Annotated in this window: 22 protein-coding genes; 14 read left to right on the top strand and 8 right to left on the bottom strand. The window is 61.6% G+C overall.

Features of this window, described 5'->3' with window-relative positions:
• From V7D81_RS08680 to rpsU, 4 genes are all read right to left on the bottom strand, one after another.
• On the bottom strand, positions 1-1,196 hold a 1,196-nt coding region (locus tag V7D81_RS08680), incomplete at its 3' end, for an RNA polymerase sigma factor region1.1 domain-containing protein (protein ID WP_324315775.1).
• Between the two features lie 75 nt (positions 1,197-1,271).
• Positions 1,272-3,059 (bottom strand): DNA primase, encoded by a 1,788-nt coding sequence (gene dnaG / locus V7D81_RS08675; protein ID WP_324315774.1) that lies wholly within the window; start codon positions 3,057-3,059, stop codon positions 1,272-1,274.
• 233 nt (positions 3,060-3,292) lie between these two features.
• On the bottom strand, positions 3,293-3,739 hold the full coding sequence (locus V7D81_RS08670) for a GatB/YqeY domain-containing protein (RefSeq protein WP_324315773.1): 447 nt from the start codon (positions 3,737-3,739) through the stop codon (positions 3,293-3,295).
• Between the two features lie 86 nt (positions 3,740-3,825).
• Positions 3,826-4,080 (bottom strand): 30S ribosomal protein S21, encoded by a 255-nt coding sequence (gene rpsU, locus V7D81_RS08665; protein WP_324315772.1) that lies wholly within the window; start codon positions 4,078-4,080, stop codon positions 3,826-3,828.
• Positions 4,081-4,331: 251 nt separating this feature from the next.
• Between rpsU and tsaD the strand changes: the two genes are divergently transcribed.
• Genes tsaD through folK form a run of 3 tightly spaced genes read left to right on the top strand, consistent with a single transcriptional unit; the run spans position 4,332 to position 6,246 of the window.
• Positions 4,332-5,360: a tRNA (adenosine(37)-N6)-threonylcarbamoyltransferase complex transferase subunit TsaD gene (tsaD, locus tag V7D81_RS08660; RefSeq protein ID WP_349257636.1), complete on the top strand. Its 1,029-nt coding sequence runs from the start codon at positions 4,332-4,334 to the stop codon at positions 5,358-5,360.
• A gap of 48 nt (positions 5,361-5,408) precedes the next feature.
• Positions 5,409-5,771 carry a dihydroneopterin aldolase gene (gene folB, locus V7D81_RS08655; protein WP_324315769.1) on the top strand — a complete coding sequence of 121 codons (363 nt, stop codon included), beginning with the start codon at positions 5,409-5,411 and terminating at the stop codon, positions 5,769-5,771.
• The gene (gene folK / locus V7D81_RS08650; protein WP_324315767.1) at positions 5,764-6,246 is read left to right on the top strand and encodes a 2-amino-4-hydroxy-6-hydroxymethyldihydropteridine diphosphokinase; all 483 of its coding nucleotides are present in this window, start codon (positions 5,764-5,766) and stop codon (positions 6,244-6,246) included. The genes folB and folK overlap by 8 nt, the downstream gene beginning before the upstream one ends.
• A gap of 70 nt (positions 6,247-6,316) precedes the next feature.
• On the opposite strand, the gene V7D81_RS08645 is transcribed toward folK, so the two are convergent.
• Complete coding sequence (locus tag V7D81_RS08645; RefSeq protein ID WP_324315766.1) at positions 6,317-7,063, bottom strand: pteridine reductase; 747 nt, start codon at positions 7,061-7,063, stop codon at positions 6,317-6,319.
• A 51-nt stretch (positions 7,064-7,114) separates the two neighbouring features.
• Between V7D81_RS08645 and V7D81_RS08640 the strand changes: the two genes are divergently transcribed.
• Complete coding sequence (locus tag V7D81_RS08640) at positions 7,115-8,293, top strand: class I SAM-dependent methyltransferase (RefSeq protein WP_324315765.1); 1,179 nt, start codon at positions 7,115-7,117, stop codon at positions 8,291-8,293.
• Between the two features lie 45 nt (positions 8,294-8,338).
• Here the strand turns inward: V7D81_RS08640 and V7D81_RS08635 are convergent, their stop codons facing one another.
• Positions 8,339-9,580, bottom strand: a complete 1,242-nt coding sequence (locus V7D81_RS08635; protein WP_324315764.1) for a multifunctional CCA addition/repair protein — start codon at positions 9,578-9,580, stop codon at positions 8,339-8,341.
• A 153-nt stretch (positions 9,581-9,733) separates the two neighbouring features.
• On the opposite strand from V7D81_RS08635, the gene V7D81_RS08630 reads away from it, so the two are divergent.
• Positions 9,734-10,783 carry an aminopeptidase gene (locus V7D81_RS08630; RefSeq protein ID WP_324315763.1) on the top strand — a complete coding sequence of 350 codons (1,050 nt, stop codon included), beginning with the start codon at positions 9,734-9,736 and terminating at the stop codon, positions 10,781-10,783.
• 66 nt (positions 10,784-10,849) lie between these two features.
• On the opposite strand, the gene V7D81_RS08625 is transcribed toward V7D81_RS08630, so the two are convergent.
• Positions 10,850-12,193: a DegQ family serine endoprotease gene (locus V7D81_RS08625; RefSeq protein WP_324315762.1), complete on the bottom strand. Its 1,344-nt coding sequence runs from the start codon at positions 12,191-12,193 to the stop codon at positions 10,850-10,852.
• A gap of 599 nt (positions 12,194-12,792) precedes the next feature.
• On the opposite strand from V7D81_RS08625, the gene V7D81_RS08620 reads away from it, so the two are divergent.
• The 7 genes from V7D81_RS08620 to V7D81_RS08590 all read left to right on the top strand — a co-directional run bounded on the left by V7D81_RS08620 (position 12,793) and on the right by V7D81_RS08590 (position 20,711).
• Positions 12,793-14,913: an adenosylcobalamin-dependent ribonucleoside-diphosphate reductase gene (locus V7D81_RS08620; protein WP_324315761.1), complete on the top strand. Its 2,121-nt coding sequence runs from the start codon at positions 12,793-12,795 to the stop codon at positions 14,911-14,913.
• Positions 14,914-15,029: 116 nt separating this feature from the next.
• Positions 15,030-15,728: a TSCPD domain-containing protein gene (locus V7D81_RS08615; RefSeq protein ID WP_324315760.1), complete on the top strand. Its 699-nt coding sequence runs from the start codon at positions 15,030-15,032 to the stop codon at positions 15,726-15,728.
• 440 nt (positions 15,729-16,168) lie between these two features.
• On the top strand, positions 16,169-16,663 hold the full coding sequence (locus V7D81_RS08610) for a hypothetical protein (RefSeq protein WP_324315758.1): 495 nt from the start codon (positions 16,169-16,171) through the stop codon (positions 16,661-16,663).
• Positions 16,664-16,828: 165 nt separating this feature from the next.
• Positions 16,829-17,977 carry a RelA/SpoT domain-containing protein gene (locus V7D81_RS08605; RefSeq protein WP_324315757.1) on the top strand — a complete coding sequence of 383 codons (1,149 nt, stop codon included), beginning with the start codon at positions 16,829-16,831 and terminating at the stop codon, positions 17,975-17,977.
• Between the two features lie 298 nt (positions 17,978-18,275).
• Complete coding sequence (locus tag V7D81_RS08600) at positions 18,276-19,442, top strand: STAS-like domain-containing protein (protein WP_324315756.1); 1,167 nt, start codon at positions 18,276-18,278, stop codon at positions 19,440-19,442.
• A gap of 254 nt (positions 19,443-19,696) precedes the next feature.
• Positions 19,697-19,873, top strand: a complete 177-nt coding sequence (locus tag V7D81_RS08595) for a hypothetical protein (protein WP_324315755.1) — start codon at positions 19,697-19,699, stop codon at positions 19,871-19,873.
• 268 nt (positions 19,874-20,141) lie between these two features.
• The gene (locus V7D81_RS08590; RefSeq protein ID WP_324315753.1) at positions 20,142-20,711 is read left to right on the top strand and encodes a hypothetical protein; all 570 of its coding nucleotides are present in this window, start codon (positions 20,142-20,144) and stop codon (positions 20,709-20,711) included.
• Positions 20,712-21,341: 630 nt separating this feature from the next.
• Here the strand turns inward: V7D81_RS08590 and V7D81_RS08585 are convergent.
• Positions 21,342-21,521, bottom strand: coding sequence for a hypothetical protein (locus tag V7D81_RS08585; RefSeq protein WP_324315751.1), 180 nt, complete (start codon positions 21,519-21,521; stop codon positions 21,342-21,344).
• A 13-nt stretch (positions 21,522-21,534) separates the two neighbouring features.
• Here V7D81_RS08585 and V7D81_RS08580 point away from each other — a divergent pair, with 13 nt between their 5' ends.
• Both V7D81_RS08580 and V7D81_RS08575 read left to right on the top strand, forming a co-directional pair.
• Complete coding sequence (locus V7D81_RS08580) at positions 21,535-22,143, top strand: IPT/TIG domain-containing protein (protein WP_324315750.1); 609 nt, start codon at positions 21,535-21,537, stop codon at positions 22,141-22,143.
• Complete coding sequence (locus V7D81_RS08575) at positions 22,082-22,879, top strand: hypothetical protein (RefSeq protein ID WP_324315749.1); 798 nt, start codon at positions 22,082-22,084, stop codon at positions 22,877-22,879. Before V7D81_RS08580 ends, V7D81_RS08575 begins: the two co-directional genes overlap by 62 nt.
• The last annotated feature ends 270 nt before the right edge of the window (positions 22,880-23,149 follow it).

The following is a 23,149-nucleotide window of genomic DNA, read 5'->3' as shown; positions in this document are numbered from 1 at the left end:
CGCAGGTTGGCCTCGACCATCTCCTTCTTGGCGCGGCGGGCCTTGGCTTCGCCGACCGCCACTTCGCGATTGATTTCCTTCACGTCGCCGATCGTCAGGTGCACGCGCTGTTCGAGCGACTGCAGCTTCATCTGCGTCTTCTCGACATCCTCGCGCAGCTTGGCGAGCGCGGCCGAATGCTTGCGCTTGGCGCGGATGTGCTTGTCGAGCCAGGTGATGTTGGTTTCGTTCTTCGGGAACGTCGTGACGAAATCCTTGCGCGGCATGCCGGCATCGCGCACGCAGATCGTCATGATCTGCTTTTCCATGTTGCGGATTTCGGCGACGTGATCGCGCAGCTGCAGGATCAGCGCATCGAACATCTTCGGCGACAGCTTCAGTTCCATGAACTCGCCGGCGACCTTCTTGCGGATCTTGAGCGTCTTCGGATCCCTGACGCCGTGCTGTTCGATCGCCTTCAGCGCCTGGCCGTGCAGCTTCAGGATCGAAGCGAAGCGGCGTGCCGCCTCTTCCGGATCCGGGCCGGTCTCCAGCGCTTCCTCTTCCTCGGAACCGCCTTCGGCGTCATCGCTTTCTTCCGCCTCGGCGGCAGGGGCGGCGGCTTGCGCCAGCTTCGGATTCACGGGCGCAGCGATTTCATCCGGCGCATTCGGATCGATGAAGCCGACGATGATGTCGACCAGACGGCCCTGACCCTGCTTCACCTGCTCGTACTGATTGAGGATGTGCTGGTAGGTGAGGGGATAGCTCGACAGCGCGGTACGCACGGCATCGAGACCTTCCTCGATGCGCTTGGCGATGCGGATTTCGCCTTCGCGGGTCAGCAGTTCGACCGTGCCCATTTCGCGCATGTACATGCGCACCGGATCGGTGGTGCGGCCGAATTCGGCGTCGACGGTGGCGAGCGCGGCAGCGGCTTCTTCAGCGGCTTCTTCGTCGACGACGACGGGTTCGTTCAGCGGCAGGGCTTCGTTCTCCGGTGCCTTCTCGTACACCGGGATGCCCATGTCGTTGATCATGTTGACGATGTCTTCGATCTGTTCCGGATCGACGATCTCGCTCGGGAGGTGATCGTTCACCTCGACGTACGTGAGAAAACCCTGCTCCTTGCCACGGGCGATCAGAAGCTTCAGCTGTGACTGACGCTCATCGGTGATCTGCGCCGGTTCCTTCTTAGCTGCTAGGGTTTTGCTCAAGATACGGCCCTCAGGTGGCTGGGTGTGCGCGGGCTGAAAAAGACCGCGCAGTCTACTTTGATTGAATTTCAACCGCTAGGTTCGGTGCCCGGCCTGCCCGCGGCCGGCCTCGCCCTGCGATTGGGGTCTGGTCAAAAAACCTTGCAATTCAGCACGTTCCGAATTGCTCAGGCCCTCGCGGGACTGCTTGCGCAGCAATTCCTCCAGGCGCTGATCGCCTCTTTCAGGGAATAACTGTGCGAGGGCGTCATTCAGTTCCCGCGCCGCGCCGGCCTCATCGACCGGGTATTCGCTGCTCGCGAGCTTGAACAGGGGATCAAAGTCGGGGCGGCCGCGCCAGCGTTCAAGCAGCGAGGCGGTATTTGCGCAGGGGTTTTCCTGCAGTTCGCTGAGCAGTTCCATCAGCAGGGGAATGCCCGGCCGGTCGATGCCGGCCAGCCCGTCGGGCGAAGCCGCCTTGAGGGCGATTTGCGGATAGTGGACCAGCGTGCGGATGGCCTGCCGCACGACGCTGCCGCGGCCGCCGGACTTGGCATAAGGCGATGCACGTGAATCGCTGACAGCGCGCGGGATGGCCCGCAGTCCCGTGTCGAGCAGGGCATTGCGGTCGATGTCCTGCTGCAGCTGCTCGCGGAAGGCACCTTCCGGAATGCGTTCGATCAGCGGCCTCGCCAGTTCCTTGAAACGGGCACGGCCGTCGCGCGTGGTCATGTCGACCTGCTCGCGCAGATGTCGCAGGAAGTATTCCGACAGCGGCAGCGCGTTCTGAATGCGGTTCTCGAAGGCCTCGCGCCCTTCGGCGCCCACCAGCGAATCCGGATCGTGTCCGTCGGGCAGGAACAGGAAACGGATCTGACGGCCATCGCGCACGAAGCTCAGGGAATTCTCCAGCGCGCGCCAGGCCGCCGCCTTGCCGGCACGGTCGCCGTCGAAACAGAAAACCACTTCCTGGCAGACACGGAATACCCGCGTCAGGTGTTCCGGCGTGGTCGCGGTGCCGAGCGTCGCCACGGCGTAAGTAACGCCTGCCTGATGCAGCCGGACCACGTCCATGTAGCCTTCAACGATCATGATGCGGCTCAAGGTTCGCGACGCCTGTCGCGCCTCGTACAGGCCGTACAGCTCCTTGCCCTTGTGGAAGAGTTCGGTCTCGGGCGAGTTCAGGTATTTCGGCTCGCCCTTGTCGAGCACGCGTCCGCCGAAGCCGATGGTGCGGCCGCGCGCATCGCGGATGGGAAACATCACGCGGTCGCGAAAGCGGTCGTAATAGCCAGGATGGCCATTGAAGCCCGGGCGCTTGTCGCGCTCGATGGTGAGACCCACCTGCAGCAATCGCTGCCGTTCGCCTTCGCTGCCGCCGAGATGCCGCAGCACGAAGTCCCAGGCCTCCGGCGCATAGCCCAGGTTGAATCTCGCGGCGGTGTCGCCGCTGAGTCCGCGCGCCTTGAAATAATCCTTGCCGCGCTCGGCGCCGTGCAGTTCCTGGCGATACAGATCGGCGGCTTTTTCCAGCGTCGCGAACAGCGCATCGCTCGGCGCGGCAGTTCTCGGGGCGCCGTTATCTTCGTGCGGCACGTCCAGGCCGACCCGCGAGGCCACTTCCTCGACGGCTTCGACGAAGCTGAGATGATCGTGCTCCATCAGAAAGCCGAGCGCCGTGCCGTGCGCGCCGCAGCCGAAGCAGTGATAGAAGCCCTTGTCGGGAACGACCGTGAACGACGGCGTCTTCTCGCCGTGGAAAGGACAACAGGCCTTGAATTCCTTGCCGTGCTTCTTGAGCGGAATGCGACTGCCGATCAGTTCGACGATGTCCGCGCGGGACACCAGCTCATCGATGAAATATTGTGGGATGCGTCCGGACATGAAGCAGCAGCGGGTCGGAAAAAGTCCTCGCGAGTCGCTGTGCCGCGCGATGATCGCGGCGCGAGTTGGCGCGTAAGCATATGCCGCGAGCCCGTCGGCGCAAGCGCGCAAAACACGGGCCAGAAACGAGGGTTCGGCAGTTCTTTTGTGGGGCCGGCTTCAGCCGGCCTGGCTCAGACAAAGAGGCCGGCTGAAGCCGGCCCCACAGGAAGAGGAAGATAAAGGGCAGGTCGTCAGCCGCCCAGCTTCGCCTTCAGCTTGGCGCTCACGACGCCCATGTCGGCGCGGCCCTGGGCCGACTGCTTCAGCAGCGCCATGGCCTTGCCCATTTCCTTGATGGAAGTCGCGCCCGACTTGGCGACGGCGTCGGCGACCAGCGCATCGAGTTCCGCTTCGGACAGCTGCGCGGGCATGTAGGTCTGCAGCAGCTCGATTTCCTTGTTTTCCTTCGCGACCAGGTCTTCGCGACCGCCGCTCGAAAACTGCGCGATCGATTCCTTGCGCTGCTTGATCATCTTTTCCAGCACGGCCAGCACCTGCGTGTCGTCGAGCTGGATGCGCTCGTCGACTTCGCGCTGCTTGATGGCCGCCGTGATCATGCGGATAGTGCCCAGGCGTTCGCTGTCCTTGGCACGCATGGCCGCTTTCATGTCTTCGGTGATGCGCTCTTTGAGAGACATGCTGGCAATCCACGAATTGTTGAGAAGGCGACGGGGAGAGCCCGTCACCCGCCGGCCGGAAGAACTCCGGCCGGCGAGAGAATCGATCAGTAGCGGGCGGCCGGGCGCGAAGCCGGGCGGGCCGCAGGACGTGCACCGCGCGGAGCGGAGAAGTCCCGGTTCGAACGCTTCTGGTGGCGCTTCACGGCGGCCGCCTTCTTGCGTTTCCGTTCCTGGGTGGGCTTCTCGTAGAATTCGCGGCGCCGCAGTTCCGTCAGCACTCCGGCCTTCTCGCAGGCGCGCTTGAAGCGCCGCAACGCGGCATCAAAGTACTCGTTTTCTCGAATCCGGACGCTCGGCATCGCAACCTCTGGTGTACCAAATCCCGCTCGATTTGCCCTGCCGCGAACCGCTCCAATGGGAAACCTGGGGGGGAGGGGGCGGGCGAAGAGCGCGGAAGTCTAATGAGGCGGCCGGCGAAAATCAAAAGGTAAGCGCAGAAAATGCGGGCTTTTGAGCGGTCGCCCGGCGGGCGCGGCGAGGGCGGTTTCCCCGATGCCGCCTTCAGGTTCGCGGCACGGCCCGGATGAGCGATGAATCGACCACGAAGATCATGAAAGTACTGGGAATCGAGACTTCCTGCGACGAAACGGCAGCCGCCATCTATGACGGCGAAGCCGGCCTGCTGTCGCACCGGCTGTTCAGCCAGGTCGACCTGCATGCCGAATACGGCGAGGTCGTCCCCGAGCTGGCTTCCCGGGACCATGTCCGCAAACTCCTGCCCCTGATCCAGGGGGCGCTCGATGATGCCGGCGTCGAACCCGCCGGGATCGACGGCATTGCCTACACGGCCGGGCCTGGACTGGTCGGGGCGCTGCTGGTGGGAGCCTCGGTCGCGCGCAGCCTCGCATTTGCCTGGGGAAAACCCGCCGTCGGTGTGCACCACCTGGAAGGACACCTGCTCGCGCCGATGCTCGAAGCCGAACCGCCGGAATTCCCATTCCTCGCGCTGCTGGTTTCCGGTGGTCATACCCTGCTCGCCGAGGTCCGCGGGATCGGCGATTACGAAATCATCGGTGCTTCCGTCGACGATGCCGCGGGCGAAGCGTTCGACAAGACCGCCAAGCTCCTCGGCCTCGGTTACCCCGGCGGCCCGGCGCTGGCGCGGCTCGCGGACAGCGGCAAGCCGGGCAGGTTGCGACTGCCGCGACCGATGCTCGACCGGCCCGGTCTCGACTTCAGTTTCAGCGGACTCAAGACCGCCGTGGTCGTGGCCCTGCGCAACCAGCAGCTCGACGACGTCGCGCGCGCCGATGTCGCCGCGGAGTTTCAGCAGGCCGTGGTCGATACGCTGGTGGCCAAGTGTGATCGCGCGCTGGAACAGACGGGCTTTCGCTCGCTGGTCGTGGCTGGCGGCGTCGGCGCGAACAGGGCATTGCGACAGGCGCTGGCGCAACTCGGCCAGCGTCGCGGCGTAAAGGTGTCGTATCCGCGGACCGAGTTCTGTACCGACAATGCCGCCATGATTGCCTACGCGGGCTTTCGTCGTCTCAGCGCCGGCGAACGTGACGATCTGAAAATCCGCGCCACGGCGCGCTGGCCGCTGGATACCTTGAAGCGTCCGGCGGCTGCAGGCCAGTAGGACTGGTCTATCATTGCGCCCCCTCGTTCAACGCCCCTCCCGGATTCCATGGACAAGATTTTTCTCAGCGCGCTGAGCGTCGAATGCATCGTCGGCATCTGGGAATGGGAGCGCCGCGTCAAGCAGACGGTCGTGATCGATATCGAGATGGCGACCGACATCCGCAAGGCGGCCGCGACGGATCGCATCGAAGACACCATCGACTACAAGAAAGTCTCGAAGCGCCTGCTCGCCTTCGTGGGCGAATCGCAATATCACCTGGTCGAGACGCTCACCGAAGAGATCGCGAAGCTCATCGTCACGGAGTTCGGCGTGCAGTGGGTGAAGGTGCATCTGAACAAGCAGGGCGCGATTCGCGGCGCGCGCGATGTCGGGATCGAGATCGAGCGCACGGCGGCGGACTATGCCTGAGGTCTTCGTCGCCGCGGGCAGCAACGTCCAGCCGGAAATCAACCTGCGCAAGGCGCTCGATGCGCTCGAACGCATCTACGCGCCGCTGACGATTTCTCCGGCGTATCGCAACAAAGCCGTGGGATTCGAAGGCGAGGATTTCATCAATCTCGTCCTCGGCTTCATCACGACGGATTCGCTGATCGATGTGCGCCGGAATCTGCAATCCGTCGAAGCGCTTTGCGGACGGGTCCCTGATGCGCCGAAGTGGGCGCCGCGCTCGATGGATCTCGACATCCTGCTCTACGACGATGTCGTGAGCGACGAGCCGGGCTACCTGCTGCCGCGACCGGATCTGGTCAAGCGGCCCTACATGCTGAAGCCGATGGCGGATATCGCGCCGGATCGAATGCATCCGACGCGGCGGCGGACGATGCGGGAGTTATGGGCGGCGTTTGATCAGGGTGGGCATGAAATGAAGGAAGTGCGCGTCTAGCCTTCTGCTTGTGGGGCCGGCTTCAGCCGGCCTGAGAACTGTCAGGCTGAAGCCTGACCTACAAAAGGAATCACACACTCCTCCCGCCATCCACCGCCAGAATCTGCCCCGTCACATACGGCGCATCGACGGCAAAGAACAGCGCCGTGCGCACGATGTCGTCCGGCCCGCCGCGACGCTTCAACAGCGTTTTCTCGACGATCTCCTCCTGCAGCTTCTGATCGAGCCCACCTTCCGGCCAGAGGATCGGGCCGGGAGCGATGCCGTTGACGCGCACGTCCGGGCCGAGTTCGCGCGCCAGCGACTTCGTCAGCATCGCGAGCCCGGCCTTGGCGCTGCAGTACACCGGGTGATTGCGCAGCGGACGCTGCGCGTGGATGTCGATCATGTTGAGGATGAGTCCCTTCGCGTCGCGCAGCGCCGGCCTCGCGGCCTGCGACAGGAACAGCGGCGCCTTCAGGTTGGTGCCCATCAGATCGTCCCAGTCCTCGAGTTCGATGCTGCCGACGGTGGTGGGATAGAACGTCGAGGCATTGTTGATCAGCACATCGAGTCGACCGAACGCCGCCAGCGTCTGTTCGACCAGGCGCGGCAACTGCGCCGTATCGAGCAGGTCCGCGCTCATGGCGATGGCGGAATTCTTCCTGCTCGTGTTGAATTCGTCCCGCAGGCGCCCGGCCTCGCCCGCCGAGTGATGGTGGTGAATGGCCACGCTGGCGCCGGCCGCATGAAAGCCGCGGGCCAGCGCAGCACCGAGGCGCTTCGCCGCTCCGGTGATGAGCACGACACGGCCCGCAAGAGAGTCCGAAGTAATCATGACGGTAATGTTCGCCGAACTGGCCCTGGTTGCAACAGCACGCGAGGCAACGTGAGCGCGGCCGCCGATCTGCCCCCGCTGACCCCGGAGGAAATCGCTCACAGCGAACGGCTGGTGCATCGCATTCGCGACGCCATCGACGCGCACGGCGGCTGGATCAGTTTCGAACGGTTCATGGAAATGGCGCTGTACGAGCCGGGGCTCGGCTACTACAGCGCCGGTTCGACCAAGCTCGGCAGCGCGGGCGATTTCGTCACCGCGCCGGAAATTTCATCGCTGTTCAGCCGCTGCCTCGCCTCGCAATGTGCCGAAGTGCTGCAGACGCTGGGCGGCGGCGACGTACTCGAACTCGGTGCGGGCTCCGGCACGATGGCCGCCGACATCCTGGCCGAACTGGCGAATCAGCAATGCCTGCCCGATCGCTATCTCATTCTCGAAGTCAGCGCCGATCTGCGCGAGCGCCAGCAGCAGACGCTGGCAGCGCGCGTTCCCGAACTGCTCTCTCGCGTGCAGTGGCTGGACGCGTGGCCCGTCGCGCTGAGCGGCGTCATCGTCGCCAATGAAGTGCTCGATGCGCTGCCGGTGCAGCGCTTCTGCATCCGCGGCACGCAGGTGAATGCCGTCGGCGTCACGTGGCAGCTCGGCCGGCTCGACTGGTCGGAAGTCCGCGCCGATCCGGCCCTGGAACTCGCAGTGCGTGCGATCGAGCGTGCGAACGGCGAGCCGTTTCCCGATGGCTATCTGTCCGAGGTGAATCTGCGGCTCGTGCCGTGGATTGCCGGACTCGCCGGCGCGCTCGCCGCGGGTGCCGCGATCTTCATCGACTACGGCCTGCCGCAGCGCGAGTACTACCGCGCCGAGCGTCGCGAAGGCACGCTGCTGTGTCACTACCGTCATCGCTTTCACGATCTTCCGCTGATGAATGTCGGCGTGCAGGACATCGGCGCGTGGGTGGATTTCACCGCCGTCGCCAGCGCGGCGAGCGATGCCGGCATGAATGTCGCCGGTTTTACGACGCAGGCTCATTTCCTGATCGGCTGCGGCATCGAATCGTTCATGGCGAACATTGCCGAACAGCCGGTGACCGAGCGGGTGCAGCTGGCGCGGCAGGTGATGGTGCTGACGCTGCCGGGTGAGATGGGCGAGCGCTTCAAGGTGATCGGACTGACGGCGAACTACGATTACCCGCTGCGCGGCTTCGGGGTTCGCGATCTCAGCGGATCGCTCTGAGGATCTGCTCTTGCTGTGGGGCCGGCTTCAGCCGGCCTTCTGCAATCAGAGGCCGGCTGAAGCCGGCCCCACAGCAAGAGACGACAACCGCGCGATCCGTTCCTTCCGCACCCGCTCCGCAATCTGCAGTCCATCCATCCCCGCCCGTTCCTCCGCGCTCAGGCGCACGCTGGCCGCCGCTTCACGTACGCGACGCAGATACTCGGATTGCGGATACTCGCGCGCCTCCAGTCCTTTCCTTCCGCGCGCATCGGCTTCGCACGCCAGCACGTACTGTTCGAATCGCTCCGGACGCCGGAAGGCATCGAGATGTTCCAGCAGTTCGAGCAAGGTCGATGGCCGCAGTTCGAGCGCCTTGTGCGCGAGCAGGTGATGCCGGCCGACCTGTACCGCCACGTCGCGATACGTATTGGGAATGCGCAGGCGCGTGCAGAGCGATTCGATCAGCTTCGCGCTGCGATGCTCGTGTGCGATGTGTCGCGGCCATTCATCGGGCGGCGTCGTGCCCTTGCCGAGGTCATGAACGAGGGCCGCGAAGCGCACGACCGGGTCCCTGCTCAGTCGCGCGGCCTGCTGCACGACCATCATCGTGTGCACGCCCGAGTCGATCTCTGGATGCCATTTCTCCGGCTGCGGCACGCCGAACAGCGCATCGATCTCCGGGAAGATGATCCTGAGCGCGTGCGTCTCGCGCAGCACTTCGAAGAAGACCCACGGGGCGTCCTGTTCCAGCGCGCGCTGCGTTTCCTGCCAGACACGTTCCGGCACCAGCGCATCGAGTTCGCCGCGCGCCGCGATCTCGCGCATCAGGGCGATCGTTTCGGGGGCGATGCCGAAGCCCAGCGACGCGAAGCGCGATGCGAACCGCGCCGTGCGCAGCACGCGCACCGGATCTTCGACGAACGCCGCCGAGACGTGCCGCAGTACGCGCGAGGCGATGTCGCGCCGACCGCCGAAGGGATCGATGAGCGCGCCGCTGTCGGGATCCTTCGCGATCGCATTGATCGTCAGGTCGCGTCGTTCGAGATCTTCCTCGAGCGTCACGTCGGGCGAGAACCGGGTATCGAAGCCCCGATATCCCGGCCCGGTCTTGCGCTCGGTGCGCGCCAGCGCGTACTCCTCGCCGGTCTGCGGATGCAGGAACACCGGAAAGTCCTTGCCGACGGGCTTGTAACCGGCTGCGGTCAGTTCTTCCGGGCGTGCGCCCACGACGACCCAGTCGCGCTCGCGCACCGGCAAGCCGAGCAGTTCATCGCGGACCGCGCCGCCGACCAGATAGACCTTCATGCCGGGAAGTGTAGTTGGGGAGTGTCTTCCTGTGGGGCCGGCTTTAGCCGGCCTGAGAGAGTCAGGCTGAAGCCTGACCCACAGGTAGAGGGGCGCTCTTCCGTCGCCTTCGTCACTTCCGTCACTATCGGCGCTTTCCTCACCGGACTCGCCATGCCCCTGTCGCTCAGTGCACGCTGTCTCCTGATTCTGCTGCTGAGCGCGCCGTCCCTGTCCGGTTGCTACCTGCTGCAGGCGGCGCAGGGCCAGATGCAGATCGTGTCGAAGCGCGAGCCGATCGGCGATGTCATCGCCGATCCCGCCACGTCCGACAAATTGCGCGGACGGCTGGAATACGTTGCCGCGGCCCGCGATTTCGCCTCGCACGAACTGGGTCTGCCCGACAACGACAGCTATCGCAGCTATGCCGATCTCGGCCGTCCGTACGTCGTCTGGAACGTCTTTGCGACTGACGAGTTTTCCGTCGCGCCGCGTCGCTGGTGTTTTCCGATCGCGGGTTGCGTCGTCTATCGCGGCTACTTCAAGGAGCCGAGCGCGCAGCGCTATGCCCGCAGGATCCGCAGCCACGGCGGCGACGCCATGATCGCCGGCATTCCCGCCTATTCGACGCTCGGGCATTTTCGCGATCCCATCCTCAACACCATGATGGGCTGGAGCGACGCGCAGCTCGCGGCGACGCTGTTTCACGAACTCGCGCACCAGGTTGTCTACGTTCCCGGCGATTCGGAATTCAACGAAGCCTTCGCCACGGCCGTCGAAGAAGCCGGCCTGGAACGCTGGCTCAACGAGCGTGGCCGTGCGCAGGACATGCAGGCGTGGCGCAGCCAGCGCGAACGGCAACAGCAGTTCATCGACTTGCTGCTCGCGACGCGCGAGAAGCTGAAGGATCTCTACGCCTCGAAGATGCCTTCACCCGACATGCGCGCCCGCAAGGCCGAGATTTTCGGCCAGCTCAAGTTCGACTACACGCAGCTGCGTGCGCAGTGGAACGGCTTCGCCGGCTACGACGGGTGGTTCGATCGAGCGCTCGGCAATGCGCATCTGGTGTCGGCCGCGACGTATCACGGCTGCCTGCCCGGCTTTCAGCGGCTGCTGGCCTCGGTGCATGGCGAGCTGCCGAGGTTCTATGAAGAGGTGGAGAGGATTTCGAAGCTGCCGCAGGAGCGGCGCAGAGCGGCAGTGTGCGAAGAGATGGTGCGATGAGCAACGAGCGACGAGCGATGAGCCAGCGTCCGTTCTGGCTCACCGCTCGTCGCTCACCGCCGTCCGCTATCCCTGAATCGGAAACACCAGCGTCGCGTTCCCGCGGCGGATCGTGACCGTAAACGCCTTCGCGTCCTTCACCGCCGCGCGCAACTGCTCCAGGTTCGCGATGCGATTGCGACCGATGCCGACGATCACGTCGTTCGGACGCAGGCCATTCGCCGCCGCGGGGCTGCCTTCGGCCACGCTCTGGATCTGCACGCCGCCATTGCTGCCGGCATTGCTGAGGGCGGCGCCTTCGAACGCGGCATGGACTTCGGCGGCGCGGTCGCCGGAGGCGTCGTCGCGCTCGGCGATCACGGCGGTCACGCGGCGCGGCTGGTTGTCGCGCAGCAGGCCGATGTCCACTTTCTCGCCGATGCGCAGCAGGCCGATGAGGTTGCGGGTTTCGGAGGAGTTCGACACGGTGCGGCCGTTGATCGACGTGATGATGTCGCCGGCCTTGATGCCCGCTTTCTCGGCGGGCGAGTCTTCGACCACCTGACCGACCAGCGCGCCCTTCGAACTGTCGAGGCCGAGGCTCTCGGCGATGGCGGGCGTGAGATTACGCAGCTGCACGCCGAGCATGCCGCGCTTCACTTCGCCGTACTGGATGAGCTGCGTCATCACGGCCTTCACCATGTTCGACGGAATCGCGAAGCCGATGCCGATGTTGCCGCCGCTGCGCGAGAAGATCGCGGTGTTGATGCCGACGAGCTGGCCGTCGAGGTTCACCAGCGCGCCGCCGGAATTGCCGGGGTTGATCGAGGCGTCGGTCTGGATGAAGTCTTCATAGCCTTCCGGGTTGATGCCGGAGCGGCCGAGCGCGCTGATGATGCCGGAGGTCACCGTGTGCTGCAGGCCGAAGGGATTGCCGATCGCGATCACGAAATCGCCGACTTCGGCCTTGTCAGAGTCCGCCAGCGACATTGCGGTGAGACTCTTTGCCGGCACCTTGAGCACGGCGACGTCCGAACCCGTGTCCTTGCCGACGACTTCGGCCTTCACCTGGCGATCGTCCTGCAGCGACACCGTGATTTCATCGGCGTTCTCGATCACGTGCGCATTGGTGATGAGATAGCCGTTCTTGGCATCGACGATCACGCCCGAGCCCGCACTCTGGAATTCGCGCTGCCGCGGCACGTTCGGCGCGTCGAAGAAGCGGCGGAAGAACGGATCGTCGAGCAGCGGATTGCGCGCTTCCTGGATCTTGCCGCGCGTCGCGATGTTCACGACCGCCGGCGAAGTCTTCTTGATGATCGGCGCCAGCGAAGGTACCGGCGTATCGCCGACCTTTTCCGGCAACTGCGCCTGGGCGCTGAAGCTGGCGAACATGACGAGAGCGGTGAGCGCGCTGAAGGCCTTTCTCATGGAGTATTTCTCTGTACCGGATGCAAAAGCGCCGGGGATTCTAGCCGTGAACCCGCGGATCGTGCTTGCAGGAGAGCCTGCGGCGATGCGGAAAGTTCCGGGCCTGGCACGATGCTGCACAACTCTGTGGACAACCCGTGCATCGCCTGTGCGTGGACTGTGGTCTCGCTGTGCGGTCTCATTCTGCACCACAATATCTTGTGCTCGATCGGGTGCCGCCTTTTTCCTACGTACCAACCCTTGCATTCGGAAATTTGCGTTTGGAATACGGCAATCCATTAATTTCAAACATCTTTTCTGGTCCGTGAACCACTTAACATTGGTGTTGACGGCCTTGTGACAGCGGCATAGATTTCCTCCCCTGACACAAGATGTTGTGGTAGGCGATCACGGGTGATACCCCGTTCCGCGGACTACGGAATACCCCGGTAATCCAGCCTGGATCGACGCCCGCATGGAGTCAGGAAGGACTGTACGCAGCCTCGCCCGCCCACCGCACAAGAGCGGGGCGCAGTACAGGTGGAACCCAGGGTTTCCCGCCCTCATAAACACGGGGAGCGCACACCGGCATGAAGACGACGGCAATCAAGCTTGAGCCTATGGACGTAAACAGCATTCCATTTCAGGAGGCCTCGCTCGATATCTGGGAAAAGAAGTATCGGCTGACTGCCAAAGACGGCACGCCGATCGATCGCACGATGGACGAGACATACCAGCGCGTCGCCCGTGCGCTCGCCGATGTCGAACGCGAAGAAGTCCGTACCGAGTGGTACGAAAAGTTTCTCTGGGCGCTGCGCAAGGGAACGATCCCGGCCGGCCGCATCACTTCCAACGCAGGCGCGCAGGAGCACAAGCCCGCGACGTCCACGATCAACTGCACCGTGTCGGGCACCATCACCGACTCGATGGACGATATTTTAGCTAAAGTTCACGAAGCAGGACTCACGCTCAAGGCTGGCTGCGGTATCGGTTACGAATTCTCAACGATGCGGCCGCGCGGCGCCTACGTTTCCGGCGCGGGCGCCTACACGTCCGGCCCCCTGTCGTTCATGGATATCTACGACAAGATGTGCTTCACCGTGTCCTCGGCCGGCGGCCGTCGCGGCGCGCAGATGGGTACCTTCGACGTCGGCCATCCCGACGTGCTCGAGTTCGTCCGCGCCAAGCGCGAGGCGGGCCGCCTGCGCCAGTTCAACCTGTCGCTGCTGATCACCGACGAATTCATGAATGCGGTGAAGCACGACCAGGAATGGAAGCTCGCCTTCCCGGTCACCCGCAAGGAAGCCGACGCCGAAGGCCTCGATCTCTCCGACACCGCGCAGTACATCTGGCGCGAATGGCCGACCCGGGAATCCTACGTTGCCAACGAAGCCGGCCTGGTCTGCTGCCGCATATATAAGACAGTGCCGGCGCGTCGGGTCTGGGACGTGATCATGTCCTCGACCTACGACTTCGCCGAACCCGGCTTCGTGCTGATCGACCGCGTTAACGAAATGAACAACAACTGGTGGTGCGAGAACATTCGCGCGACCAATCCCTGCGGCGAGCAGCCATTGCCGCCGTACGGTTCCTGCCTGCTCGGCTCCATCAACCTCACGCGCTTCGTCGTCGATCCGTTCACCGAAGACGCGCGCTTCGACTGGGAAGAGTTCCGCAAGGTCGTCAAGGTCTTCACCCGCATGCTCGACAACGTCGTCGAGATCAACGGCCTGCCGCTCGGTCAGCAGCGCGATGAAATCATGCGCAAGCGCCGTCACGGCATGGGCTTCCTCGGCCTCGGCTCCACGATCACGATGCTGTGCATGAAGTACGGCTCGAAGAAGTCGGTCGCCTTCACCCAGAACGTCTCGCGCGAAATGGCGATTGCGGGTTGGGAAGCCGGCCTCGATCTCGCCCGCGAGAAAGGCCCCGCGCCGATCATGCTGGAAGAGTTCGAAGTCACGCAGGAAATGCTGCGTAAGCGTCCGGAAATGGCGCGCGATGGCTGGCGCGTCGGCCAGCAAGTGCCGGGTCGCACGCTGCACGCCAAGTACAGCCGCTACATGCAGCGCGTCGCCGAAGCCGCGCCCGAACTCGTCGACGAACTCGCCGAGATCGGCGCCCGCTTCACGCATCACAGCTCGATCGCGCCCACCGGCACGATTTCGCTGTCGCTCGCGAACAATGCATCGAACGGCATCGAGCCCTCGTTCGCGCATCACTACTTCCGCAACGTGATCCGCGAAGGCAAGAAGTCGAAGGAGAAGATCGACGTCTTCTCGTTCGAACTGCTCGCCTATCGCGAACTGGTAAACCCGCGCGCCATGCCTGGTTCCACCAACGCCGCCGAGAAGCTGCCCGACTACTTCACGACGGCGGACGACATCACGCCGAAGGAACACGTCGACATCCAGGCGGCCTCGCAGATCTGGATCGATTCCTCGATCTCCAAGACCGCCAACGTGCCGACCAACTACGACTACGAAGACTTCAAGGACATCTACCTCTACGCCCACGAACAGGGCCTGAAAGGCTGCACCACCTTCCGCTTCAACCCCGAAGCGTTCCAGGGCGTGCTGGTCAAGGAAGAAGACCTGAAGAACACCACGTACGTGTTCACGCTCGACGACGGCACCGAAGTGAAAGTGAAAGGCGACGAAGAGATCGAGTACGACGGCGAGAAACACACCGCCGCGAATCTGTTCGACGCCATGAAAGAGGGCTACTACGGCAAGTTCTGAAGCCGCCTCTTCTCCTCTTCCCCTCCTCCGCGCAGCGGGGGAGGGCAGGGAGGGGGCCTTCCGAAATCTCAGTAGCCCAAATGTAAGCAGCGCAACGCGCCGCTGGAGCAACAAACATGTCGATCAAGATTGACAAGAGAATCACGAAGTACCGGGTGGAGAAGCCCGAGGACAAGGCGGCGGCTGCCAAAGCGGCCGCCGAACCGCGCAAGGAAGCCAACGTCGTCTGGATGCACGAGAAGCTCGAGCGTCCCGAGATGCTCATCGGCTCCACGTACAAGATCAAAACCCCGGTGTCGGATCACGCCATGTACGTGACCATCAACGACATCGTCCTGAACGAAGGCACCCCGCACGAACAGCGTCGCCCGTTCGAGATCTTCATCAACTCCAAGAACCTCGATCACTTCCAGTGGATCGTCGCCCTCACGCGAATCATTTCGGCCGTGTTCCGCAAAGGCGGCGACGTCACGTTCCTGGTCGATGAAATGAAAGCCGTGTTCGACCCGCGCGGCGGCTACTGGCAGGCCGGTGGCAAGTTCATGCCGTCCATCATCGCCGAGCTCGGCTACGTGGTGGAGAAGCACCTGCAGATGATCGGCCTGCTCAAGAAGCCGGAGCTGGACGAGGACCGCAAGAAACTCATCGAAGAGAAGAAGGCGGAGTACGAGGCGAAGACGAAACAGGTCGATGCGTTTGCGAAGAGTCACTTTCCGGATGGCGCGCAGCTGTGCCCGAAGTGCAGCACGGCGGCGGTGATCATGATGGATGGGTGCATGACGTGTCTAAACTGCGGCGACAGCAAATGCGGCTGATTTCTTCCGCTCTCCCTGGGGAGGTGGCAGCAGCAGGCAGGGTGAGGATCTTTTGTCCCCTCCTCCGCAAAGCGGGGGAGGGTTAGGGTGGGGGCTTCTTCCTGTGGGTCCGGCTTCAGCCGGACATCACCTGAAGCATCCCTCGTTCGATGAGTAATTTCGAGAACTTCCTCCGCAACGATCCTGCCAAAGCGGGTCGGCAAGGAAAGTGCGAAGGGAATGCGAAGCCGACTGACGACGATGCGGGGCTTTGAGTTGAAGAAATCGATGGCGTGAACGCCATCACTGCATCGCGTCGTCGCGACAGGTTTTTAGTTTGATGGTCGAAGGGGACTAGCCTTGACCGATTGAAGCCCCGCCGAAGAGCGGGGTTTTTTTTGAGGAGCATCGAACAGTTGCGATATAGCTGGTGCAAAGCGCTCACTATCTGGATTCTTTCAATGACTGTCGCCGCAGCGAACGGGGGTGTCACGCTGACGATAGATGGCAAACCAGCTGTGGTGCCAATGGCGCCTACGAACCTGCGTGTGGATTTTTCGCCAACAGCCGAACTTGTGAATCGGATCTTCTCCAACGAGGGAATTTCCAAGAATGCAAGAACGCTGGTCTATGCTCATGTGACGAAACTTGAGAAGGGCGACCTAATTGCTTTGACGAAAGGCATGCACCCAAGTGAGTTGGGTCTCGCGATGCCTTCCGATATTACTGAGGATCGGTGGATGCGCCTTACAGGTGCATATGCAGAGGCAATTCTCTCTGATCGCGCACGAAGATTTGAACTTTGGCAGAACGTCGGTCTTGCGGTGCTCGGTATGCTCCTTGGCGTAGTAGGGACATTGTTGGCTCTGCGTCTGGCAAGGCCTGCGCCAGCAGTCACTCCACCTATACCTCAAGTTACTGCGAGAGGAAGTCGAAAGAAGCGCCGCAGACGATGAATAGGGTCTCTGATGGAACTATGACTTCCACGGCCGGTTCAGTTCGGGCAAGCATGACACATGCATGCAAACGTTGAACTAACGAGATTCGAGAAGGCGGCGCTCGACACGGCGACACGAACAAGAGATATCCGCACGAGAAGGTTTCACCGGAGAATTTAGCGTATGGCACGTGTCGAGCCTGAATATGACAGAGAGGCCGTGAATAGGGCAGGTCTGATTCTGAGGGACGTGTACAGGAAGCCAGAGACACTCACGGACTCGGCCGCTGACGCATGGGTCCATGCCGTGGGTGTTGTTAACAACTGGCGCAGTTCGCATGCATACCCGCTGAACGCAATCAACATGACTTTGCGCAGCACGGCCAAGAGATTTGATGACGGGGCGCTAGTCGCGCAGCGAATAAAGCGACTGGTGTCTATCTCGCACAAACTCGACCGATTTGAAAGCATGAGGCTTTCGCAAATGCAGGATCTTGGCGGGTGTAGAGCGATACTGAGGTCTGCGGCTCTGGTTCAGGATCTGTGCTCTTATTACAAGAGCATGAGTCGTCAGAAGCATGAGCTAGCAACTATCGACGACTACGTTGCAGAGCCAAAGAAGTCTGGGTATCGCGGAGTCCATTTTGTCTTCCGGTACCACTCCGACAAAAGGGCGAATCGAATCTTTAATGGATTGAAGATAGAAATGCAGCTTCGCTCAAGATATCAGCATGCGTGGGCTACGGCAGTAGAGACGGTAGGAATGTTCTCCGGGCAGGCTCTGAAATCCAGCCTTGGGAGCGCAGAGTGGCAACGTTTTTTCTCGCTTATGGGGTCAGCCATCGCCATGCGTGAGAAGCTCCCGCTGATACCTCATACACCGCAGACTCGGTCAAGTTTGCTGGCTGAGCTCGCTGAGTATTCGAAGAAGCTAAATGTCGTGGATCGACTGCACGGGTATCGCACGGCCGTGCGGGCGATGCAGGCCCCCACTCGGTCTGACGCGTCATACTTCCTGTTGCAACTTGATCCAACGGCCGGCACGCTAAATGTTGTAGGTTATCCGGCGGATAGAATCCAGGAAGCTGCCGATAAGTATGCTGAGGCGGAACAATCTGCCGCTCGCGGAGAAAGGCATGACTCAGTACTGGTATCGGTTGAGTCGGTGGCAAATCTGGCGCGGGCGTATCCAAACTACTTTGCCGATACCCGTATGTTTTTGCAGTTGCTTGAGCAAGTGCTGAGTGGACACTCGCGCGGTATCGCTATTCCGGAATTGCATATTGAAACCGAACCAGGTCCACCCCAGGGAGGTAGAGGTGCCGGGTTGTAGCACAGCGCATTCGCCGTAGGAATACAACGCCACGGAGCGTGTTCGAGTCAGCCTCATTCATACTCGGGCAGATCCACGAATCTGGCCCCCGCAGTACTGACGAACCAGTGATGCCCTCGAGGGCTGTTGGGCGCGACGGGATATGTCTGTCCCACATGCATTTTCCCTTGAGTTATAGGAGTTCTTCGGAATGGTTGCTCAGCCTCTCCAGCCGCTAGCACGACAGTTTCTTTTGGGCAGGGACCGGAATCGGATTTCCTTGGCAGGATCTTTGGGGATCCAAGACGTTCGTAAGGTCTTGGCGGCGCTGCATGACACCATTAACGTGCGGGGCTATGCGGATGTTGTGCTCGATTTTTCGCGATGTAGCGCTGCTTTCTCAAATGGGATGCTTCCAATTTGCGCTCATGTGCTTCAGCTGCAGGCCGCGAAAATTGATGTCCAGTTTATTCCGCCTGAGGATTCCCGTATTCGGCGCTTATTCGTCAATACCGGTTGGGCACATCTCATCTGTCCGAGGGATGCTGATCCGCCAAAGCGCGACATTACTTACCGTCAGTTTCCGGCGGTCCAATATCGAACGCACGATGAGCAGGGTGCGCTTCTCAACGAGTTGTTGGAGAAGCTACTGGCTGTCATTCCCAACTTCAATCGAACTGCATTCGCTGCAGTGGAGTGGGCATTGAACGAGATATCGGACAATGTGATCAATCACAGCCAATCCCCAATAGGCGGCCTACTGCAGCTTTCCGTGTTTGACCCGATGCGGCATCGAATCGAGTTCACTGTTTCAGATGCAGGCTTGGGAGTTTCGGCGACGTTACGCTCGGCGCGCCCAGAAATACGTAGTGACGTCGATGCTTTGATGGAGTCCGTCAAATCTGGTGTAACTCGCAACGCAACGGAGTTTCAAGGCAACGGTCTATATGGGACGCTTGAGATCTGTCGAGTAGGAGGAGGCAAGTTCTCAATCAATGCCGGCAATGCTGCATTGATCTGCGCGGAGGCAGTTGTTCAATCGCGCAATGAGGCGGTTCCGTTTAGCGGTACGACCGTCGATGCTTTCATAGATTTCTCTGAACCTGAGTTGCTCGAGAAAGCATTGGCAATTGATGGTAGGCCACATAGACCTATTGATTACATCGAACTCAGGTATGAGCAAGACGACCTTGGTTCGATCATGTTCAAACTGAGCGAACACACTTCGTCTGTCCGTTCGCGTTATGCAGGGCGTCCCGTCAAAACAAAACTCGCGAACATCATTGAGGCCTGCCGAGGTCAGCAGATAGTTGTCGATTTCGAAGGAATATCAGTCATCTCCAGTAGCTTTGCAGACGAGGTCTTCGGAAAGTTGTTTGCGGAGTTGGGACCAATGCGGTTCATGCAGTCAGTCCGCCTTGTCAATGTAACTCCCACGGTCCAAGCGTTGATCGATCGCGCGATGACCCAGCGACTACAGTTGTAAGCGCCTCCGACCCGGCAACGATTCCGCCGATTCCGCGGCATACGCTTGCGACAGCCCGGCCCATATCGGTCTTCGGTGCCGGCACCGTTCCCGCCCGTGAATCGAGCGAGCACCAGTGGAAGGCAACCATCGCTTTCGTCACTCTGCTTGGGGATTGATGGTCGAAGAGGACTAGCCTTGACCGATTGAAGCTTTGCCAAAGAGCGGTCTTTTTTCAGAACAAGGATCAATGGGGTGCGCCACCGATGAATGGCATGGAATTGATCGATTCTTTCCTCAGTAACAAATGGAAGGACCTGCTCAAACGACAACTCGAGGGCGGACAAGGCGAGCAAAGCCAGGCGTACGCAGAGCTGGAGCGTCTCGTCCACGAGGCGCATCGGGCGAAAACAAGGATCTTTGGATCAACTCGGCAGATGTGCCGCGCCTGATACAGATCGGTATGACCATGGATTTCCCTGTTCCAGAGGGCATGGAGTAGTACGGCTTCGGTACCTAGCGGCTTCGGTACCGCGGATTAGCGGATTCGATTCGAGCAGGAAGTGAGGTTCTGTGTATTTCGACACGGTGGATCTGCGCCGAGAATCACAGCACACGATTTTCTGGGTAGCTCCGGGCGAAATCCGCGAATCACGGCCCGGCGTCGACTCGGGCAGGGCACCTTGGATTCCACAATTCAGGCAAGGGGAGTGAACATCAATGAGCTGTTCCAGCGAGCCATGCACGGAGACCTTTACGGCGGAGGAGCGACTCGCGCTGCTGCGAAAGTTGCTGGCCGAGCGCCGAGTCCCGTATGCAGAGGAGTGGCTACGTCGGGAGCAAACATACGGCAGAGAGCGGCGAACATTGGAGCTGGCCGCGTTCCTGAATGGAATCTGGGAATGCGCGATGCTGAGGGTGGATGATCCTTCGTGGATCGAGCGCAGGCTGGCAGACGGTTCCTTCTGGCAGCTCGAATTCGTGGCCAGTCTTTCGAAGGATGAGGCACAGGCCCTGCTCACGCGAGTGCAGCAATCAAACATCGATCGTCGTGATCTGATGGCAATGATGAAGGTCGCACAGGCCATGTTGTTGCAGTACGTGAGTACGCTGTTGGATGGCGGGACGAGCGTCAGCTACTTCGGATGGCTGCCTGTCGGCATTCATGTTGTCGATCGGTTGGAGTCGGGAGATTTCGGTCCACCGCAGCCCGTGAACGGTCTGTACGACAATTGGGCTTCATTCGATCCCGAGGCGAACGGCGCCCCGCAGGATCAGGGCGGCGCGTAGATCGCGGGGTTGCGGTGCCGGCACCGTTCTTTCGCGAAGCGCGACTCGACATCGACGCACGATCTATACTGCGGTTGCGAGCCATCTAGAACCCCTGAAACAAAACAAAACGACTCTGGCGGCGGGGACGAAATCATGTTGAAGCACGGTATCCGTGTGCCCTTGCTGGGCAAGTTGGTGATTGCCTGCGCATTCGCTTTGGCCGGGTGTGGCGGGGGCGGTGGAGGTGGCAACAGTGGCGGAGGCAGTCGGAACGGCACGATCACCGTCTCGCCGGGCAGTTTGACGTTCATCGCCAATGGACCCTCCGCCCCGACGCCGGCGCCGCAGTCGCTGGTGGGTACGGTCAGCGGTGTCTCGGGCGGAACGCTCTACATTACAGTCGTTGGCTCCGGTCCTGCGATCTCGACGATTTCCTCGGTTTCGTTGATCAGCGACACGGCGGGACAGGCAAAAGGCTCCCCGCCGTCCCCCCCCCCCCCCCCTCATTCCCCCAAGAACCCCAGTTTCCCCCGCCACGCTGGGAGTCGGTACACATACTGGAACCATTACCGTCCGCGCATGCGTCAACGACGCAAGTTGCAGCAGCGCGAATCTGCAGGGAAGTCCCAAGACGATTCCCGTCACGTATCACGTTGCTGCGATCCAGCCATCGGCGAGTTCGCTCGACTTCAGCGTTGGCAACACGCCTGCTGCTTCCGATTCGTCACGCCAACTGACGGTTACGACCGTTCCGGCTGAGAACTGGACTGCCGTGAATTCCGTAGCCTGGTTGAGTGTCACGCAGGGCGGTGGCAGTGGTACGAGCATGGACGTTTCGCTGGTGCAGGCCGCCGTCGACGGCATGAGCAACGGCACCTACATCGGAAGCATCCGACTGCAGCATTCGACGGTAGGCGGTCTCCAGCTCGATGTGCCCGTGACGCTGCGGATCAATCGCACTCAGGTGAATCATGTCTCGCCGTATGTCGCGTACACCGGGACGCCGAGCGATGTGATCATTCGCGGCGACGAGTTTTCGCAAATCACGATCCAGGGCGTGTCTTTCGGTTCGACGCCGGCACAGTCATTCACGGTCGACAGCGCGACGCAGATTCGGGCACGAGTCCCTGCGCTGCCTGCTGGCCGCTACCCGGTAAATTTGCAAGGCAACTTCCCGGACGTCAGGCGGTTCGCAGAGCTGGTCGTCGTTGCGCCGCCGGCGTTCACCGCCGCCACTCTTCCGTACGCCACTCCAGGAATTCCCCACGCTCTGCGATACGATGCAGAGCGCGCTGCCGTCGCGGTCAGTCTGTGGACGGCCACGACCGACGGCGATGGTTCGCTATGCTCGCGATGGCAATGCGTGGCAGTCCCCGGTGTCCAGGACGTTGACGAATCACTTCGGTCTGGCGCTGGCCGCCGATGGCACCGAGTGGATCGCTGGAGCTGACAAGCAGGTCGTCCATCTCGATGCGAACGATCTCGCCATCGTGAGGACCGTCGACTCGCCGCTGTTTCCCGGCGGCACGCAGCACATCGCTGACATGGCCGTTGCCAACGATGGCACCGTCGCGATGTTTGGCGACGTCAACTACAACTGCGGTGCCCACTTGCTGCTGTACGACGTCCGCAAACAGTCCTTTGCGCTGCCGGAGCCGGTGCACGTGGTGTGCCGTGGCAACATTGGCGCGTCAGCAGACGGAGCCCGCCTGCTGCTGGCAAACCAGTTCATCGAGTTCTCAGGTGACGATATCTCTGTGCTGGACACTGGAAGTCGGACCGTGACGCCGACGGGCATTCACCAGTTGACCGCTGCGCCGCCACAGATGAATCAGGACGCATCGCGCATAGTGCTGAACAAAACGCGCGTGTACGCTAGTTCGTATGCGCTGCTCGGCACCTTGCCTGCGACGAATGATGTCGTCGTTCTGAGTCCGGATGGCAGTCGTGCGTATGCCTTCGAGAAAGTCGGGCTGCGGCTGCACACCTACGACCTCACGGCCAGTCCCGCAACTCCGAATGATCTCTTTCCCGAGATCGGTGCGCCGACGGTAGTGCCTGATCCCGGTATCAGCAGCGGCTCGTCTCTCTTCAATGATTCCACCGTGCTGATGACGATCACGCCAGACGGCGATACGCTGTTCATCGCGGGAAGCGAGCGAATCGTCGTACAGCCGGTGCCATGAGAGAACGAGCGCAACGGTATCGGCACTGCAATTCTGCGAAAGCGTATGGCATGTCTACATGCGGACATGATCTCCGCGAGTTCGCTGCCAAGCACAACATTCCGTTGCAATAGCGACTTGGCGTCTTCGGCCGCGACATACCCCGAAGACCCGTGCGATGACCTTCCTGTCAAATGTGCAGGGAATGCGGGCTGGCAGGCGAATTCCTCGAGCCCCATTGGCAACGGGTGGTAGCGGCCCTCGGTGCGAGCGCAAGGCTGCTCGCGCCTG

This window comes from Povalibacter sp. (assembly GCF_036735925.1).
Taxonomy (GTDB): domain Bacteria; phylum Pseudomonadota; class Gammaproteobacteria; order Steroidobacterales; family Steroidobacteraceae; genus Steroidobacter.
This window is presented reverse-complemented; position numbering and strand designations above follow the sequence as displayed.